Origin of the sequence: Caulobacter sp. SSI4214, assembly GCF_012184455.1 — a bacterium.
Taxonomy (GTDB): Bacteria; Pseudomonadota; Alphaproteobacteria; order Caulobacterales; family Caulobacteraceae; genus Caulobacter; species Caulobacter vibrioides_E.
In genome coordinates this window covers 13,538-28,598 of the sequence record NZ_SZWJ01000010.1, presented here as the reverse complement: position 1 = coordinate 28,598, position 15,061 = coordinate 13,538, and the positions used below count along the sequence as shown (strand labels likewise).

14 protein-coding genes are annotated in these 15,061 nt (G+C 67.5%); 7 read left to right on the top strand and 7 right to left on the bottom strand.

Going from position 1 to position 15,061, the window contains the following annotated elements; translation table 11 throughout:
• Positions 1 to 67 precede the first annotated feature (67 nt).
• On the bottom strand, positions 68 to 559 hold the full coding sequence (coaD, locus tag FCU40_RS04870) for a pantetheine-phosphate adenylyltransferase (protein ID WP_004620681.1): 492 nt from the start codon (positions 557 to 559) through the stop codon (positions 68 to 70).
• Positions 560 to 586: 27 nt separating this feature from the next.
• The gene (gene gyrA / locus FCU40_RS04865) at positions 587 to 3,343 is read right to left on the bottom strand and encodes a DNA gyrase subunit A (protein WP_168073260.1); all 2,757 of its coding nucleotides are present in this window, start codon (positions 3,341 to 3,343) and stop codon (positions 587 to 589) included.
• Positions 3,344 to 3,466: 123 nt separating this feature from the next.
• On the opposite strand from gyrA, the gene FCU40_RS04860 reads away from it, so the two are divergent.
• The gene (locus FCU40_RS04860; protein WP_168073258.1) at positions 3,467 to 3,991 is read left to right on the top strand and encodes a superoxide dismutase family protein; all 525 of its coding nucleotides are present in this window, start codon (positions 3,467 to 3,469) and stop codon (positions 3,989 to 3,991) included.
• Positions 3,992 to 4,038: 47 nt separating this feature from the next.
• The gene (locus FCU40_RS04855) at positions 4,039 to 4,560 is read left to right on the top strand and encodes a hypothetical protein (protein WP_168073256.1); all 522 of its coding nucleotides are present in this window, start codon (positions 4,039 to 4,041) and stop codon (positions 4,558 to 4,560) included.
• Here the strand turns inward: FCU40_RS04855 and FCU40_RS04850 are convergent.
• Positions 4,557 to 5,462, bottom strand: a complete 906-nt coding sequence (locus FCU40_RS04850) for an EamA family transporter (protein WP_168073254.1) — start codon at positions 5,460 to 5,462, stop codon at positions 4,557 to 4,559. The genes FCU40_RS04855 and FCU40_RS04850 overlap by 4 nt on opposite strands.
• A 44-nt stretch (positions 5,463 to 5,506) precedes the next feature.
• Positions 5,507 to 6,784, bottom strand: coding sequence for an adenosylmethionine--8-amino-7-oxononanoate transaminase (locus tag FCU40_RS04845; protein ID WP_168073252.1), 1,278 nt, complete (start codon positions 6,782 to 6,784; stop codon positions 5,507 to 5,509).
• Positions 6,785 to 6,858: 74 nt separating this feature from the next.
• Here FCU40_RS04845 and bioF point away from each other — a divergent pair, with 74 nt between their 5' ends.
• The 5 genes from bioF to FCU40_RS04820 all read left to right on the top strand — a co-directional run bounded on the left by bioF (position 6,859) and on the right by FCU40_RS04820 (position 12,252).
• Entirely contained in the window at positions 6,859 to 8,013 is a 1,155-nt protein-coding gene (gene bioF / locus FCU40_RS04840) for an 8-amino-7-oxononanoate synthase (protein WP_168073250.1), read from the top strand.
• Positions 8,010 to 8,669, top strand: coding sequence for a dethiobiotin synthase (bioD, locus tag FCU40_RS04835; RefSeq protein ID WP_168073248.1), 660 nt, complete (start codon positions 8,010 to 8,012; stop codon positions 8,667 to 8,669). Before bioF ends, bioD begins: the two co-directional genes overlap by 4 nt.
• 89 nt (positions 8,670 to 8,758) lie before the next feature.
• Entirely contained in the window at positions 8,759 to 9,658 is a 900-nt protein-coding gene (locus FCU40_RS04830; RefSeq protein ID WP_004620697.1) for a flagellar motor protein MotB, read from the top strand.
• 102 nt (positions 9,659 to 9,760) lie between these two features.
• Positions 9,761 to 10,600 (top strand): arginyltransferase, encoded by an 840-nt coding sequence (locus FCU40_RS04825; RefSeq protein ID WP_035017402.1) that lies wholly within the window; start codon positions 9,761 to 9,763, stop codon positions 10,598 to 10,600.
• Between the two features lie 218 nt (positions 10,601 to 10,818).
• Complete coding sequence (locus FCU40_RS04820; RefSeq protein WP_241693545.1) at positions 10,819 to 12,252, top strand: PAS domain-containing methyl-accepting chemotaxis protein; 1,434 nt, start codon at positions 10,819 to 10,821, stop codon at positions 12,250 to 12,252.
• 60 nt (positions 12,253 to 12,312) lie between these two features.
• Here the strand turns inward: FCU40_RS04820 and FCU40_RS04815 are convergent, their stop codons facing one another.
• Genes FCU40_RS04815 through FCU40_RS04805 form a run of 3 tightly spaced genes read right to left on the bottom strand, consistent with a single transcriptional unit; the run spans position 12,313 to position 14,982 of the window.
• A complete protein-coding gene (locus tag FCU40_RS04815) occupies positions 12,313 to 13,080 on the bottom strand; it encodes an SDR family NAD(P)-dependent oxidoreductase (RefSeq protein WP_004620703.1) in 768 nt (255 codons plus the stop codon).
• A gap of 10 nt (positions 13,081 to 13,090) precedes the next feature.
• Complete coding sequence (locus tag FCU40_RS04810) at positions 13,091 to 14,023, bottom strand: nitronate monooxygenase family protein (RefSeq protein WP_168073246.1); 933 nt, start codon at positions 14,021 to 14,023, stop codon at positions 13,091 to 13,093.
• Positions 14,020 to 14,982: a zinc-binding alcohol dehydrogenase family protein gene (locus FCU40_RS04805; protein WP_004620706.1), complete on the bottom strand. Its 963-nt coding sequence runs from the start codon at positions 14,980 to 14,982 to the stop codon at positions 14,020 to 14,022. Before FCU40_RS04805 ends, FCU40_RS04810 begins: the two co-directional genes overlap by 4 nt.
• Positions 14,983 to 15,061: the final 79 nt, after the last annotated feature.

The window sequence follows — 15,061 nt, the reverse complement described above, 5'->3', positions numbered from 1 at the left end:
CACGGCCTCCCCGACAAGTGCGGCGAATGTTGAAGCGCACGATTCCGGCCGGATAACGGCGAAGGAACTAGCCCCTGCCCACCTTGGCCAGCAGTTGCTGAGCCACGCCGGCCGGGACGAACTTGCCGATGTCCCCGCCCAGGGTGGCGATTTCCTTGACCAGGCGCGAGGCGATCGCCTGGTGGCGCGGATCGGCCATCAGGAAGACGGTTTCGATCTCGCGATCCAGCTGCTGGTTCATCGCCGTCATCTGGAATTCGTATTCGAAGTCGGCCACGGCCCGCAGGCCCCGCACGATCATCTGGGCGTTCACCTGTCGGGCGAAATGCATCAGCAAGCTTTCGAACGGACGGACCTCGATCTGCGCGATCTTGGTCAGATGCTCCGTCTCGCGCTCCAGGATCTCGACCCGTTCCTCCAGCGAGAACAGCGGCCCCTTGCCGATGTTCACCGCCACGCCGATCACCAGCTTGTCGACCAGCTTGACGGCCCGCCCGATGATATCGAGGTGACCGTTGGTGACGGGGTCGAAGGTCCCCGGATAAAGCCCAACCCGCATGCAACCCCCTGCTTCTGGCGCCGAGGGTTACGGGGTCTCGTCCGCCCCGCTGTCCTCGCCCTGATTATCGTCGCCGCCGGAATCGGCGAGACGTTCGACGCTGACGACATGCTCGTCCTGCGCGGTGCGGAAGATGGTTACGCCCTGAGTATTCCGCGCCGCAACACGAATTTGCGAAACAGGCACTCGGATCAGCTGGCCAGCGTCGGTGACGAGCAGGATCTGGTCGCTTTCCTCGACCGGGAACGAGCCCACAAGGCGACCGCCGCGCTTGCTGAGGTCCTGCGCCGCCAAGCCCTGGCCGCCCCGACCGGTGCGCCGGAAGTCGTAGGCGCTGGTGCGCTTGCCGAAGCCTTCCGACGACACGGTCAGCAGGATTTCCTCGGCCGCGCCCAACTCGGCGATCCGCTCGGGCGTCAGCGTGGTTTCGTCGCCGCCCTCTTCGTCCTCTTCGGCCGCGACGGGGGTGTCCTCGCCCTCGCCGTCGGCGGCGCGCAGCATGGCGCGCTGGTGCTTGAGGTAGGCCGCGCGCTCGGCCGGCGTGGCGTCGACGCTGCGCAGCACCGCCATCGAGATGACCTCGTCGCCGTCCGCCAGCTTGACGCCGCGCACGCCGGTCGAGTCACGGCTGGCGAACACGCGCACCTCGTCGACCGAGAAGCGGATGCAGCGGCCGGCCGCGGTGGTCAGCAACACGTCCTGGTCGGCGCTGCAGACGGCGACGCCGACGATGCCGTCGCCTTCATCCAGCTTCATGGCGATCTTGCCGTTGCGGCGGACGTCCACGAAGTCGCTGAGCTTGTTGCGACGAACGCTGCCCGAGCGGGTGGCGAACATCACGTCCAGCCCGCCCCAGGTGGCCTCATCCTCCGGCAGGGTCAGGATCGAGGTGATGGTTTCACCCGGCTCGATCGGCAGCAGGTTCACGAACGCCTTGCCGCGCGAGTTGGCGGCGCCCAGCGGCAGGCGCCACACCTTCATCTTGTAGACCTTGCCGCCCGAGGTGAAGAACAGCAGCGGCGCGTGGGTCGAGGCCGAGAACACGCGGGTGACGGCGTCCTCGCTCTTGGTCGCCATGCCCGACTTGCCCTTCCCGCCCAGATGCTGGGTGCGGTAATTGGCCAGCGGCGTGCGCTTGACATAGCCGCCCAGGGTGACGGTGATCACCATGTCCTCGCGGACGATCAGGTCCTCGTCCTCCACGTCGGCGTCGCCGTCGACGATCTGGCTGCGACGCGGAATGGCGAATTTCTCGCGGACCTCGACCAGCTCCTCGCGAACCACCGCCATGATGTTGGCGCGGTCGGACAGCAGCTCCAGATAGCCGCGGATGGCGTCGGCCAGGGCGGCGGCTTCGTTGCCGATCTCGTCACGGCCAAGGCCGGTCAGGCGCGACAGCGTCAGGGCCAGGATGGCGCGGGCCTGCTCGTCGGTCAGGCGGATGAAGCCGCCGTCTTCCTGCACGGTGCGCGGGTCGGCGATCAGCTCGACCAGCGGCAGCATGTCGCCGGCCGGCCAGGCCTTGGCCACCAGGCGCTCGCGGGCCTCGGTGGGGTCCTTGGACGAGCGGATGATGTGGATGAACTCGTCGATATTGGCGACGGCGATGGTCAGACCGACCAGCACGTGGCCGCGATCGCGAGCCTTGCCCAGCTCGAACTTGGTCCGGCGGACGACGACTTCCTCGCGGAACTCGACGAACAGCTGGATCAGCTGGTGCAGGCCCATCTGCTCCGGCCGCCCACGGTTCAGGGCCAGCATGTTGACCCCGAACGAGGTCTGCAGCGCGGTGAAGCGGTACAGCTGGTTCAGGATCACCTCGCCCGAGGCGTCGCGCTTCAGCTCGACCACGATACGCATGCCGTCGCGGTTCGACTCGTCGCGGATATCGGCGACGCCCTCGATCTTCTTTTCGCGAACCAGTTCGGCGATGTGCTCTACGAGGGTGGCCTTGTTCACCTGATACGGGATCTCGGTGACGATGATGGCCTCGCGGCCGGCGCGCAGTTCCTCGACGGAAGCGACGCCGCGCATCACCACCGAGCCACGGCCCGTCAGCAGCGCCTGACGCGGACCCGCGCGGCCGATGATCTCGCCGCCGGTCGGGAAGTCGGGCCCCGGCACCAGATCCAGCAGCTGGTCGGTGGTGACATCCGGCTGATCGATCAGCAGCAGGCAGGCGTCGATGACTTCGCCCAGATTGTGCGGCGGAATATTGGTGGCCATGCCGACGGCGATGCCGCCGGCGCCGTTGACCAGCAGATTGGGGATGCGCGACGGCAGAACGGTCGGTTCCTGCTCCTTGCCGTCGTAGTTGTCCTGGAAATCGACCGTGTCCTTGTCCAGGTCGGCCAGCAGCGCCATCGCCGGCGGAGCCATGCGGCACTCGGTATAACGCATGGCGGCCGGCATATCGCCGTCGACCGAACCGAAATTGCCCTGACCGTCGATCAAGACCAGCCCCATCGAGAACGACTGGGTCATCCGCACCAGGGTGAAGTAGATCGAGGCGTCGCCGTGCGGGTGGTACTTACCCATCACGTCACCGACCACGCGGGCCGACTTCACGTAGGGACGCTCCGGCGTCTGCCCCTGCTCGTGCATCGAGAACAGCACGCGGCGGTGCACCGGCTTGAGACCGTCGCGCGCGTCCGGCAGGGCGCGGCTGACGATGACGCTCATCGCATAGTCGAGATACGAACGACGCAGTTCGTCCTCGATATTGATAGGGGCGACATCCCCGCCCGAAGCGTCAGGGGGAACGGTGTTTTGATCGTCGCTCAAGGGGATTTTTCGCCGTCAGAATCGAACACGGAACTCTCGGAAACTGTTAGCATTCCGACAGGGACGGCGCCACCTTTCCAGCGGCCAGCGTCCCATCACCCGGCTGTTTCAGAAGGAAAACCCATGCGTAAGCTCACCGTCACGACGGCCCTGAGCCTTGTTGCCCTGCTGGCGGCGTCTCCAGCGCTCGCCCAAACCGCCGCGACGGCGGCCATGAAGACCAGCGACGGCAAGGACGCGGGAACGGTCACCGTCACCGAAGCCCCGCATGGCGTGCTGCTGAAACTTGAGCTGAAAGGCCTGACGCCGGGCTGGCACGCGGTCCATTTCCACGAGAAGGGCGACTGCTCGGCGCCGGACTTCAAGTCGGCCGGCGCTCACGTGCACACCGCCGCGACGACGGTTCATGGTCTGCTCAATCCCGACGCCAATGACGCCGGCGATCTGCCCAACGTCTTCGCCGGCGCTGATGGCTCGGCCACGGCCGAAGCCTTCTCGACCCTGGTGTCGCTGAAAGGCGCGGGCGGCCGCCCCGCCCTGCTGGACGCCGACGGCTCGGCCATCGTGGTCCACGCCAACGCCGACGACTACAAGACCCAGCCGATCGGCGGCGCTGGCGCGCGCGCCGCTTGCGGCGTGCTCAAGTAGAGGAATAGCTTCCCGCCACGTTGCTCTAGATCGTGGCGGGAGATTCCATGCGCACCTGGCGGCTGTCCCTGATGGCTCTCGCGCTCGTCGCGACGGCCGCCTGCCATGACAAAGGCGCCAAGCCGACCGCCAAGGCCCCGGCCGCCGCCAAGGTCGCGCCGCCGCCCGCTCCGCCCGCGCCGCCGCCCACGGAACTGGTCTCGCTGACCTGGCGCCCGGCCGACAGCAACCAGAACCTTCAGTCCTTCGAGCTGCAACTGACCGGGGCGGACGTCGTGTCGGTCTGCCACACTCCACCCGGCTGGGTCCTGAAGTCGTCGCGCGCGGGCTCGGGCGTCGCCGATGTCCGGGGCTACGCCACGGTCGGCGCCGGCTATATCAGCGTCGATGACCTGGCGGACCTTGACGGCCTGCTCCTGATCCGTCCCCACCCTGGCGAGCCGATCGGAGTGCGCGGCAAGCTGCTGACAGGCGTCTACGCCGACGACGGCGGCCAGACCGAGGTCACCGCCACGCCCGCGCTTCTGGCCCGCGAACCGGCGGAGCAGTGCCCGGCGCCAAAGGCCTAAACGGTCTTGGCCGCGCTCTCCAAGGCCTTGGCGCGCTTCTCGGTCAGGGCCACCAGCGCCACGCCGACCATGGTCGCGCCGCCGCCGACCAGCAGTTGCGGCGACAGCCGATCCCCCAGGAACAGCACGCCGATCGTGCACGAGACCAGCGGCGTCAGCAGGAAATAGGGCGTGACCCGTCCGGCCTCCCGCCGCTGGACCAGCCAGAACAGCAACGCGCTGGCGCCGATGGTCGAAACGACGCCGGCGAATAGAACGCAAAGCCAGGCGATCGGCGGAGCGGCCTCGATCTTGGCGACCTGGTTCGTCTCGAACAGCGCCGATAGGCACAGCAACGCGGGCGCGGCGACCACGGCGGTCAGGCCTTGAAGCTTCAGCGGCTTGATCCCTGGCGTTTTACGCACCAGCACCGTGGCCATGGCCCAGCAGGCGCTGGCGAGGGTCACGAGCAGAACGGCCGGAAAATCGCCGGCGCCATGCGGATCCAGGCTCATCCAACCGACCCCGAGAAACGCGATGACCAGACCCGCGACCGCGGCCCGGGGCATGTCTTCGCCCAGGACCCGCCAGGCGAAGAGGGCCGTGAACGGGATCCACAGCTGGCTGGCCACCACCAGCGGGCTCAGCGCGTCGGCCATGCTGAAGGCGATATAGATGATGCCGAAATGGATCGGACCGGTCAGCAGCACGATGGCCAGCAGGGTCCTGGGCGCCGGAAACGGCGGCTTGATGAACGGAAAAAGAAACGCCAGGGCGGCGGTAAAGCGCAGGCCGCCCATCAGCATGGGCGGCAGGTAGTGCGTCGCCACCTTGGCGGCGGCGTTGTTGATCCCCCAGGTCAGGATGATCCCCAGGATCGCGAGGTATTCCAGGCCGGTCAGCGGCGAAGACTTGGCGGACATGGCTCCGCTTGGACCAGACGGCGCCCTTCGGGTCAATCCGAGCCTCAGGCGACGCCGACCACCGTTCGGACGGCCTTGGTCAGAAGCTCGAGGTCCTCGTCCGGCGTGGTGAAGGCCGGCGTCAGATAGACCACCTTGCCCATCGGCCGGATCCAGGCCCCGAGCTCGGCGAAGCGCGCGCAGAGTTCGCCCACGGCCACAGGGGCGTCGAACGCCACGACGCCGATCGCGCCCAACGCGCGGACGTCGACCACGCCTCGGCCCGCCCGGCACGGCGCCAGCCCCTGGGCCAACGCCGCCGAAACTCGCGCGACGTTCGTCGCCCAGGTTCCGTCCGCGAAAAGATCCAGCGAGGCGTTGGCCGCCGCGCAAGCCAGAGGATTGGCCATGTAGGTGGGGCCATGCATCAGCGCCGCGCCCGGATCGTCGGACCAGAAGGCCTCGAACACCGCGCGCGAGGCCACCGCCGCCGAGAGCGGCAGGGTCCCGCCGGTCAGGGCCTTGGACAGGGTGACGATATCTGGCTCAATCCCCGCCGCCTGCATGGCGAACAGCGTTCCGGTGCGACCAAAGCCCGTGAAGATCTCGTCGAAGATCAGCAGGACTCCATGCTTGTCGGCCAGGCGACGCAGGGTTCGCAGCACTTCGGGGGAATGCGGCAGCATACCGCCCGCGCCCTGGATCAGCGGCTCGACCAGGATCGCCGCGATCTCGTGCGCCCGCTCGGCCAGGAGGGCGTCCAGCGCGGCCTCGCCGGACGCGTCGCGCGGCAGGTCGGCGATCACCTGCGCGGGCATGACGCCGGCGAACAGGCTGTGCATGCCCTCCTCCGGATCGCAGACCGTCATGGTCGCCAGGGTGTCGCCGTGATAGCCGCCCCGGAACGCCAGGAACCGCGTTCGTCCCGTCACCCCGCGATTGATCTGGAACTGCAGGGCCATCTTCATCGCGATCTCGACCGCCACCGAGCCGCTCTCGGCGAAGAAGACGTGGTCCAGATCGCCAGGCAACAGCCCCGCCAGCCGCGCGGCCAGACGGTAAGCGGGCTCATGCGCCAGACCGCCGAACATCACGTGCGGCATGGCGTCGATCTGTCGACGCAGGGCGTCGGCGATGTGGGGGTGATTGTAGCCATGGCAGGCCGTCCACCAAGAGGCCAGGCCGTCCACCAGTTCGCGCCCGTCGGCCAACGTCAGTCGCGATCCTCGCGTCGCCACGACGGGCAGCGGCGGCCGCGCGGTCTTCATCTGGCAATAGGGCCGCCAGACGCTGGACGCCCCTTCGGTCAACCAATCAGGGTCGCCCTGTGATGGATGAGGCATGACGGCGCTTTCCGTTTGCGGACTCGGGGCGCCTTGCCTATTCCCGCCCACCGGTCTCGGCAAAGGGAAACGACATGCAAAGCCTCGACGCCTTCGCCGACGAGAAGCTGGCGAGCCTGGACGCCAAAAGCCTGCGCCGGCGCCTGAAGCCCTCGCGCCGCCACGACGGCGCGGTGGTCGAGCGCGACGGTCGGCGACTGATATCATTCTCGTGCAACGACTATCTGGGCCTGGCCCATCATCCGCTCGTCCGCGCGGCGGCGGCCGAGGCGGCTCTAAACTATGGCGCGGGCGCGGCCGCCTCCCGCCTCGTCACCGGCGATCACCCCCTGTTGTCCGACCTCGAAAAGGGACTGGCCCATCTGAAGGGGACCGAGGCGGCTTGCGTGTTCGGCTCGGGCTACCTGGCCAATCTCGGCGCCATTCCAACCCTGGTCGGCCCTGGCGACGTGATTCTGGTCGACGCCTTGGCACACGCCTGCCTCTGGGCGGGCGCCCAGCTCTCCGGCGCAAGGATCGTCCCTTTCGCGCACAACGATATGGCGGACCTGGAGCGCCGCCTCGAGACCGAGCGGCCGCGGGCTCGCCGCGCGCTGGTCGCCACCGACGGCGTGTTCTCGATGGATGGGGACATCGCGCCGCTGGATCAATTGTCGGTTCTTTGCCAAGCCCATGACGCTTGGCTGCTCAGCGATGACGCCCATGGTGTGGGCGTGTTGGCTCAGGGGCGCGGCTCGGGCGCCCTGTTCCCCGAGGCCAGGATCCCGCTGCAGATGGGCACGCTGTCCAAGGCGCTCGGCTCGTATGGCGGCTATCTCTGCGGCTCGCGGGCGGTCGTCGACCTGCTGAAGACCCGCGCCCGCACGCTGGTCTACGCCACCGGCCTGCCGCCGGCCTCGGCGGGCGCGGCGCTTGCGGCGCTGAACATCATCGACGCCGATCCCGGGCTGACCGAGACGCCGCTGGCCAAGGCGCGCCTGTTCACCCGCCGCCTGGGCCTGCCAGACGCCGAGAGCCCGATCGTGCCGGTGATCTTCGGCGGGGCCGAGGCCGCGCTGGCCGCTTCGGCCGCGCTTGAGAGCCAGGGTTTCCTAGTCGTGGCCATCCGGCCGCCGACCGTGCCAGAAGGCACCGCCCGCCTGCGCCTGGCCTTCAGCGCCGTCCACGACGACGCCGACGTCATCCGCCTGGCTGACGCGATCGCCCACCTGAGAAAGGTCGCGGCATGAAAGCGCTGTTCGTGGCCGGCACCGGCACCGACCTTGGCAAGACCCACGTCGCCTGCGCCCTGCTGCGCGCCGCCCGGGCCCGAGGCGCGCGCGTCGACGCCTTCAAGCCTGTCGTCAGCGGTTTCGACCCACGCGCGCCCGAGGCTAGCGATCCCGCCCGGCTCGCCGCCGCCATCGGCCGTCCGGACGCCTGGGCCGAGGTCTCGCCACGCCGCTACGCCGCCCCGTTGGCGCCAAACCTCGCCGCCCAGATGGAGGGCGAGACCCTGGCCATCGATGATCTGGTCGCCGACAGCCGAACCTGGCTGGCCGCCCGCGACGTAGACCTCGTCCTGGTCGAGGGCGCCGGCGGCGTGATGTCGCCGCTGACCGACGACGCCACCAACCTTGATCTGATGATCGCTCTGGACCTGCCCGTCCTTCTGGTCGCCGGCAGCTATCTGGGCACGGTCAGTCACGTTCTGACAGCGTTGGAAGCGCTACGCGCCCGCGCGCTGGCCGTCGCCGCCATCGTGGTCAGCGAGAGCCTCGATGCGCCAGACCTGAACCAGACGATGGAGATGTTGAAGCGGTTCGAGCGCCGCGCGCCCATCGTCGTCGCGCCCCGGGAAACCGCCTGGAACGCAGAGCCCTTGGCGGACCTCGTTCTGGCCTGACCCGCGACGGCTCGTCGCTGCGCCTGGCAACGCCATCTTAACCATCCATGGGCAGGTTGAGGCGTGAAAGTTAAGCAGGCTTAAGCACGATGGCGGTCAACAGCGAACAGCCGATCATCATCAAGAAGATCAAGAAGGGCGGCGGCCATGGGCACCATGGCGGCGCCTGGAAGGTCGCCTATGCCGACTTCGTGACGGCCATGATGGCCTTCTTCCTGTTGATGTGGCTGCTGAACACGACCAGCCCCGAGCAGAAGCAAGGCATCGCCGACTATTTCGCGCCAGCCTCGATCTCCTCCACGACCAGCGGTTCGGGCGGCATCCTGGGCGGCACCTCGCTGGGCGACGACGGCGCCAAGGCCGATGGCAAGCTGTCGGTCATCAAGCAGATGGCGCCCGAGGCCCCCGACAATGTCGGCAAGGAAGGTCAGTCCAGCAAGGCGGCCAACCTCGACTCGGCCAACGATCAGGCCCTGCGCGACGCCATGGCCAAGAAAGACCAGGACGCCTTCGCCTCGGCCGCCCAGTCGCTGCGCCAGTCGCTGCAGGACATGCCCGAACTGGCCGAGCTGTCGAAGCAGATCCTGATCGACCAGACCCCGGAAGGACTACGCATCCAGCTGGTCGACCAGGAGGGTCGTTCGATGTTCCAGGAGAACTCCAAGACCCCGAACGATCGCGCCAAGATCCTGCTGCGCGCCGTCGCCAAGGTCATCAACCAGCTGCCCAACCGCGTGACGATCGCGGGTCACACCAGCGCCAACGCCTACGGCAAGAAGCAGGATGGCGACTGGAGCCTGTCGGCCGAGCGCGCCGACGCCTCCCGCCAGGTGCTGCGCGGCTTCGGCGTGCCGGACGACCGGATCTACCAGGTTTCGGGCAAGGCCAATTCCGAGCCGCTCTATCCGGACGATCCGACCCTGGCGGGCAACCGCCGAATCTCGATCGTGCTGCTGCGCGAGAAACCCGTTCTGCCCGACAACCTGTGACGGTTGGCCGCGAGCGGGTCTTGTGACGCTTGCGCAACCGAACGCTATGCCCCCTAATCCCGTCGAGGGTCAGCGAACGAGCTGTAAGGGGACAGGGCTAAAGTGACGCAGCATTTTCCGACGCGACAGCTTCGGTTTTTCCTGACAGCGCCTACGCCTTGCCCGTACCTGCCCGGCCGCGAGGAGCGCAAGGTGTTCGCCCACCTGCCGCTTTCCGACGGCCCGACGGTCAATGACAGCCTGACCCAGGTTGGTTTCCGCCGCTCGCAGAACATCGCCTACCGCCCGGCCTGCGAGACCTGCCGTGCCTGCCAGTCCGCACGGGCGCCGGCCGCCGACTACGTGCTGTCGCGCTCGGAGCGGAAAGTTTTGAACCGCAACGACGACCTGGAACGCCACCTGGTCGAGGCCGAGGCGACGCTGGAGCAGTTCGAGCTGCTGCGCCGTTATCTGCTGGCCCGTCACGCCGATGGCGGCATGGCCGAGATGACCTGGCCCGACTATGTCGCCATGGTCGAGGATACGGCCGTCCGCACGCATCTCATCGAATACCGCCGCAAGTCCCAGGATCGCGGTCCGGGCGATCTGATCGCCTGCGTCTTGGTCGACGTACTGGCCGACGGTCTGTCGCTGGTCTACAGCTTCTACAAGCCCGACGAGACCCGGCGCAGCCTGGGGTCGTTCATCATCCTGGATCACATCGTCCAAGCCCAGCAAAGCGCCCTGCCCTACGTCTATCTGGGCTATTGGGTGCCCGGCAGCGAGAAGATGGCCTACAAGGCGCGCTTCTCTCCGCTTGAGATCCTCAAGCCGGGCGGCTGGTCGCTGATGTCGGCCCGCGAACGCGGCGCCCGCCCGCCGCCCCAGCCCGGCGGCCCGAAGGATCCCTGCGACCTGCCGCTCAGCGACGCCGAACCGGCCACGCTAGACGGCCTGGGCTAGAACGGCGCACCGTTGAGCTTTCGCAAGAAGACAACCGGAAGACACGCGCCTTATACTCACGTCGTATAGAGGGAAATTCTCGCAAATATCGACTTGCGAGTCTCAATGCAATCCAAAGCTGAAGTGGCAATTTGGTTAAGACTCGCGAAACCAACCCCATCGCACAAAATCACCTCACGCTCTGCTAGGAGCTCGGCGCCAACTATTAGGTGGGGAACATGCTCTTCTCGGGTCGCAAAACCAGCGAGATCGATCAACTCAAGAAACAGTTCGCGGACCTGAAGGAACGCTCCGAGTTGCTGGATCAGGCCTGCGGCATCGGCCTTTGGGAATCGGTGCTGTATGACGCCGACGCTCTGCACCCCAAGAGCGTCTGGAACTGGTCGCCGGAATTCCGCCGCCTGATCGGCTATACGAGCGAGGCCGACTTCCCCAATGTCTGTCAGTCCTGGTCGGACAAACTGCACCCTGACGATGTCGAGCCGACCTTCGCCGCCTTCGCGGCCCACTTGACGGACCGGACAGGCGCCGCCCACTATAACGTGACCTACCGCCTTAAGACCCGCTCGGGCGACTACCGCTGGTTCCGCGCCACGGGCGGCTGCCGTCACGCGGCGGATGGCACGATCCGCGCGTGCGGCTCCTTGACCGATATTCACGAGCAGACGCTGGTGGAAAAGAAGGCCCGCGAGGAGGCCGCCGAGAACCAGGCGGCGCTGAACGCTCTCGCCGAAGGCTTGAAGGCCCTCGCCGAGGGCGATCTGACCCACCGGATCGACGCGCCCTTCCCGGCCCGGGCGCAGACGGTAAAGGACAACTTCAATCACTCGCTAGCCCGTCTGCGCGACGCCTTAAGCAATATCGCGCAGAGCGCGGGCTCGATCCGCGGCGGTTCGGACGAAATCGCGAGCGCTTCAAACGACCTCTCTCGCCGCACCGAACAGCAGGCCGCCAGCCTTGAGGAGACAGCCGCCGCGCTCGATGAGATTACCTCGACCGTCAATCGCAGCGCCGAGGGCGCTATCCAGGCTTCGAGCGCCGCCGCGTCAGCCAAGATCGACGCCGAGCGTTCCGGCGCGGTCGTTCGCGACGCGGTCGCGGCCATGGGCGAAATCGAGCAGAGCTCGGGACAGATCACTCAGATCATCGGCGTCATCGACGAGATCGCCTTCCAGACCAACCTGCTGGCCCTGAACGCCGGCGTCGAGGCCGCCCGCGCTGGCGAGGCCGGTCGTGGCTTCGCGGTCGTCGCCCAGGAAGTCCGCGCCCTGGCCCAGCGTTCCGCCGACGCGGCCAAGGAGATCAAGACCCTGATCGCCAATTCCTCGACCCAGGTCGAGCGCGGCGTGAAGCTCGTCGGTCAGACCGGCGAGGCCCTGTCGGGCATCGTCGGCAAGGTCGCCGAGATCACCGACCAGATCAGCGAGATCGCGCGTTCGTCGCGCGAACAGGCCACGGGCCTCACCCAGGTAAACACCGCCGTCAACCAGATGGACCAAGTCACCCAACAGAACGCCGCCATGGTTGAAGAAGCCACGGCCGCGGCGGCGAACCTGCGGGGCGAGGCCAGCGAGCTGAGCCAACTGGTCGGCCGCTTCCGTATCGGCGAACAGGTCCAAGCCCAGAACCAGGCCCGCGCTCGCGCCGCTTAGCGTCTCGCCGTCGATCGAGAGGAAGCGCGCCATTCCGGTTGGGGTGGCGCGCTTCTTCGTTCACCGAGCGAAGCTGACGCCGCCGTCCACGGTCACCGCGCCGCCCATGACATAGTCGCCCGCCCGCGAGGCCAGGTAGATGGCCGCGCCGGCCATGTCCTCTTCCGTGCCGATACGGCCGGCCGGGATGGCCTTGGACACCGCGTCGGCGTGGTCGCGCGCCACCTTGTTCATGTCCGAGGCGAAGGCGCCGGGCGCGATGCAGCTGACGGCGATATTGTCGGGCGCCAGGCGCAGGGCCATGCGCTTGGTCATGTGCAGCAGGCCCGCCTTGGACGCGCCGTAGGGATAGGTCTCGTCCTTGGTCACCGACTGGCCGTCGATCGACGCGATGTTGATGACCTTGGCCACGTGATCCTTGCCCGCCGCGCGCAGCTCGCCGATCAGCGCCTGGGTCAGGAAGAACGGCGTCTTCATGTTGAGATCGACGGTCTTGTCCCAGCCGCTCTCGGGGAAGGTGTCGAACTCGGCGCCCCAGGCCGCGCCAGCGTTATTCACAAGGATGTCGAGCTTCTCCTCGCGCGCCTTGATGCGCTCGACCAGGCCCTGGATGCCTTCCAGGGTCGAGATGTCGCCCGGCAGCGAGACGCACTCGCCGAACTGGGAAAGCTCCTCGGCCGCCGCGTCGCAAGCCGCTGCCTTGCGGGCGGTGATGTAGACGCGCTTGGCGCCGTAGGTCAGGAAGCCCTTGACGATCATCGCGCCGATGCCGCGCGAACCGCCGGTCACCAGGGCCACGCGGCCTTCGAGCGAGAACAGGTTCTGCATTGTAATACTCCTAGAAGCCGCGCGCGGCGGCCAGGGCGCCAAGACGCCCGGTGATGTCGTGGAACTGGGCGACGGTCTCGTCGATGATCTCCTGGGCGGTCTTCACCTCGTCGATCAGCCCGACGGTCTGACCAGCCAAGGCCGGCGCGGCCTCCATGTCGCCGCCGAAATAGACGTCCAGGATGTTCTTCAGAACGTCGGGCGGCATGACGCCCGCGTCGTGGATCTCCTTGGTCAGCTCCGACTTGATGGCCCGGATGCAGGGACTGGCCTTCTTGTTGAGCACCCAGGTGCCCGTCTCCTTGGCCCCGGTGATCGCGGCCTTGTAGTTGGCGTGGACCGGACTCTCGGCCGAACTGACAAACCGCGTGCCCATCTGGACGGCCTCGGCGCCCAGAGCGAAGACCGCCGCCATGCCGCGTCCGTCGCAGATGCCGCCGGCGGCGATCAGCGGAACGTCGGTCTTGGCTCGGATGGCCTGCAGCAGGACGAGGGTCGAAACCTCCTCGGGGTTCTTGAAGCCGCCCCCCTCGGCGCCCTCGACCACTAGGCCGTCGACGCCCGCCTCGACGCACTTCACCGCCGCGTCGACCGTCGGCACCGCGTGATAGACGACGATGCCAGCGTCCTTCAGCGGGCCGATGAACTTGGCGGGGCTGCCGGCCGAGGTAGTCACGAACTTGACCCCGCTATCGCAGACGAAGCGCAGCATGGCGTCGTCGCGCAGGAACATGATCGGCAGATTGACCCCGAACGGCAGGCCGCTGGCCGCCATCTTGGTGATCTCGGCCTTGCAGTTTTCGGTCTCGCCGGACGAGGTCTCGATGATGCCCAGTCCGCCCGCGCGCGAGACCGCCGAGGCCAGCGGATAGCGCGCGATCCAGCCCATCGGGGCTTGGACGATGGGGTACTTGGCCCCCGTATGTCGAAGGACGCGGTTCATGGGATCAGCAGCACCCGGCCAACGGCCTGGCGTCCCTCGATATAGGCGTGGGCCTTGTCGGCCTCGGCGAGCGGGAACGTGCTGTCGATGACGACCTCAAGCTCTCCGCGCGCCGCCTGATCGATCAGGTCCTGGATCATGTCGTGGACGCGGTCGGTCATGATCTCGGCGCCGAGGAAGACCCCGGTCAGCGAGCGGTTGCCGCCCATCAGCGACGAGACATCGACCTTCATGGGTTCGCGCCCGGCATTGCCGACCAGCGAGATGCGCCCCCGATAGCCTAGGGCGCCGAGGCTGCCCTGCAAGGTCGCGCCGCCGACGGGGTCGACCACCAGATCGACGCCCTTGCCGCCCGTCAGCTTCATCACCTGCTCGACGAGATCGTCGCGGCGGTAGTTGATCCCGTGGTCCATGCCGAACGCCTTCAGACGTTCCAGCCGCTCGTCGCTGGAGGCCGAGGCCAGGACCGTGGCCCCCGCCTTCTTGGCCAACTGGATGGCGGCCAGACCGACCGCCCCCGCTCCGGCCTGAACCAGCACCGTCTCGCCAGCCTTCAGATGGCCCGCGCCGAACAGGCACTCGTGGGCCGTTCCGAACGGCACCGGAATGGCCGCGGCCTTGCGGATGTCGAAACCGTCTGGAATCGGCCAGGCGTTTCGGGCCGGCACGGCCCGCAGCTCGGCGTGCGAGCCGAAGGCGTTCACGGTAACCACCTTCTGGCCGACCTTCAGATGCGCGACCTCGGCGCCGACCTCGATGATCTCGCCGGCGGCCTGATAGCCGACGATGTGCGGGCTGCCCGCCATCTGGCCGCCGCCACGATTAAGGGTGTCGCCGCCCTCGATGCTCACGGCCTCGACGCGGATCACCACGCCCTGCGGATGACAGACGGGATCTGGAACGTCCTCGTAGCGCAAGACGTCCGGCGAGCCGGTTTCGTAATAGACGGCGGCTTTCATACATCACTCCCTGCTTCTCCTCCTCCCGACATTCCCGGCGGACGCCAGGCAAAGATCGAGCCCGAGGGTCTCCTCATTG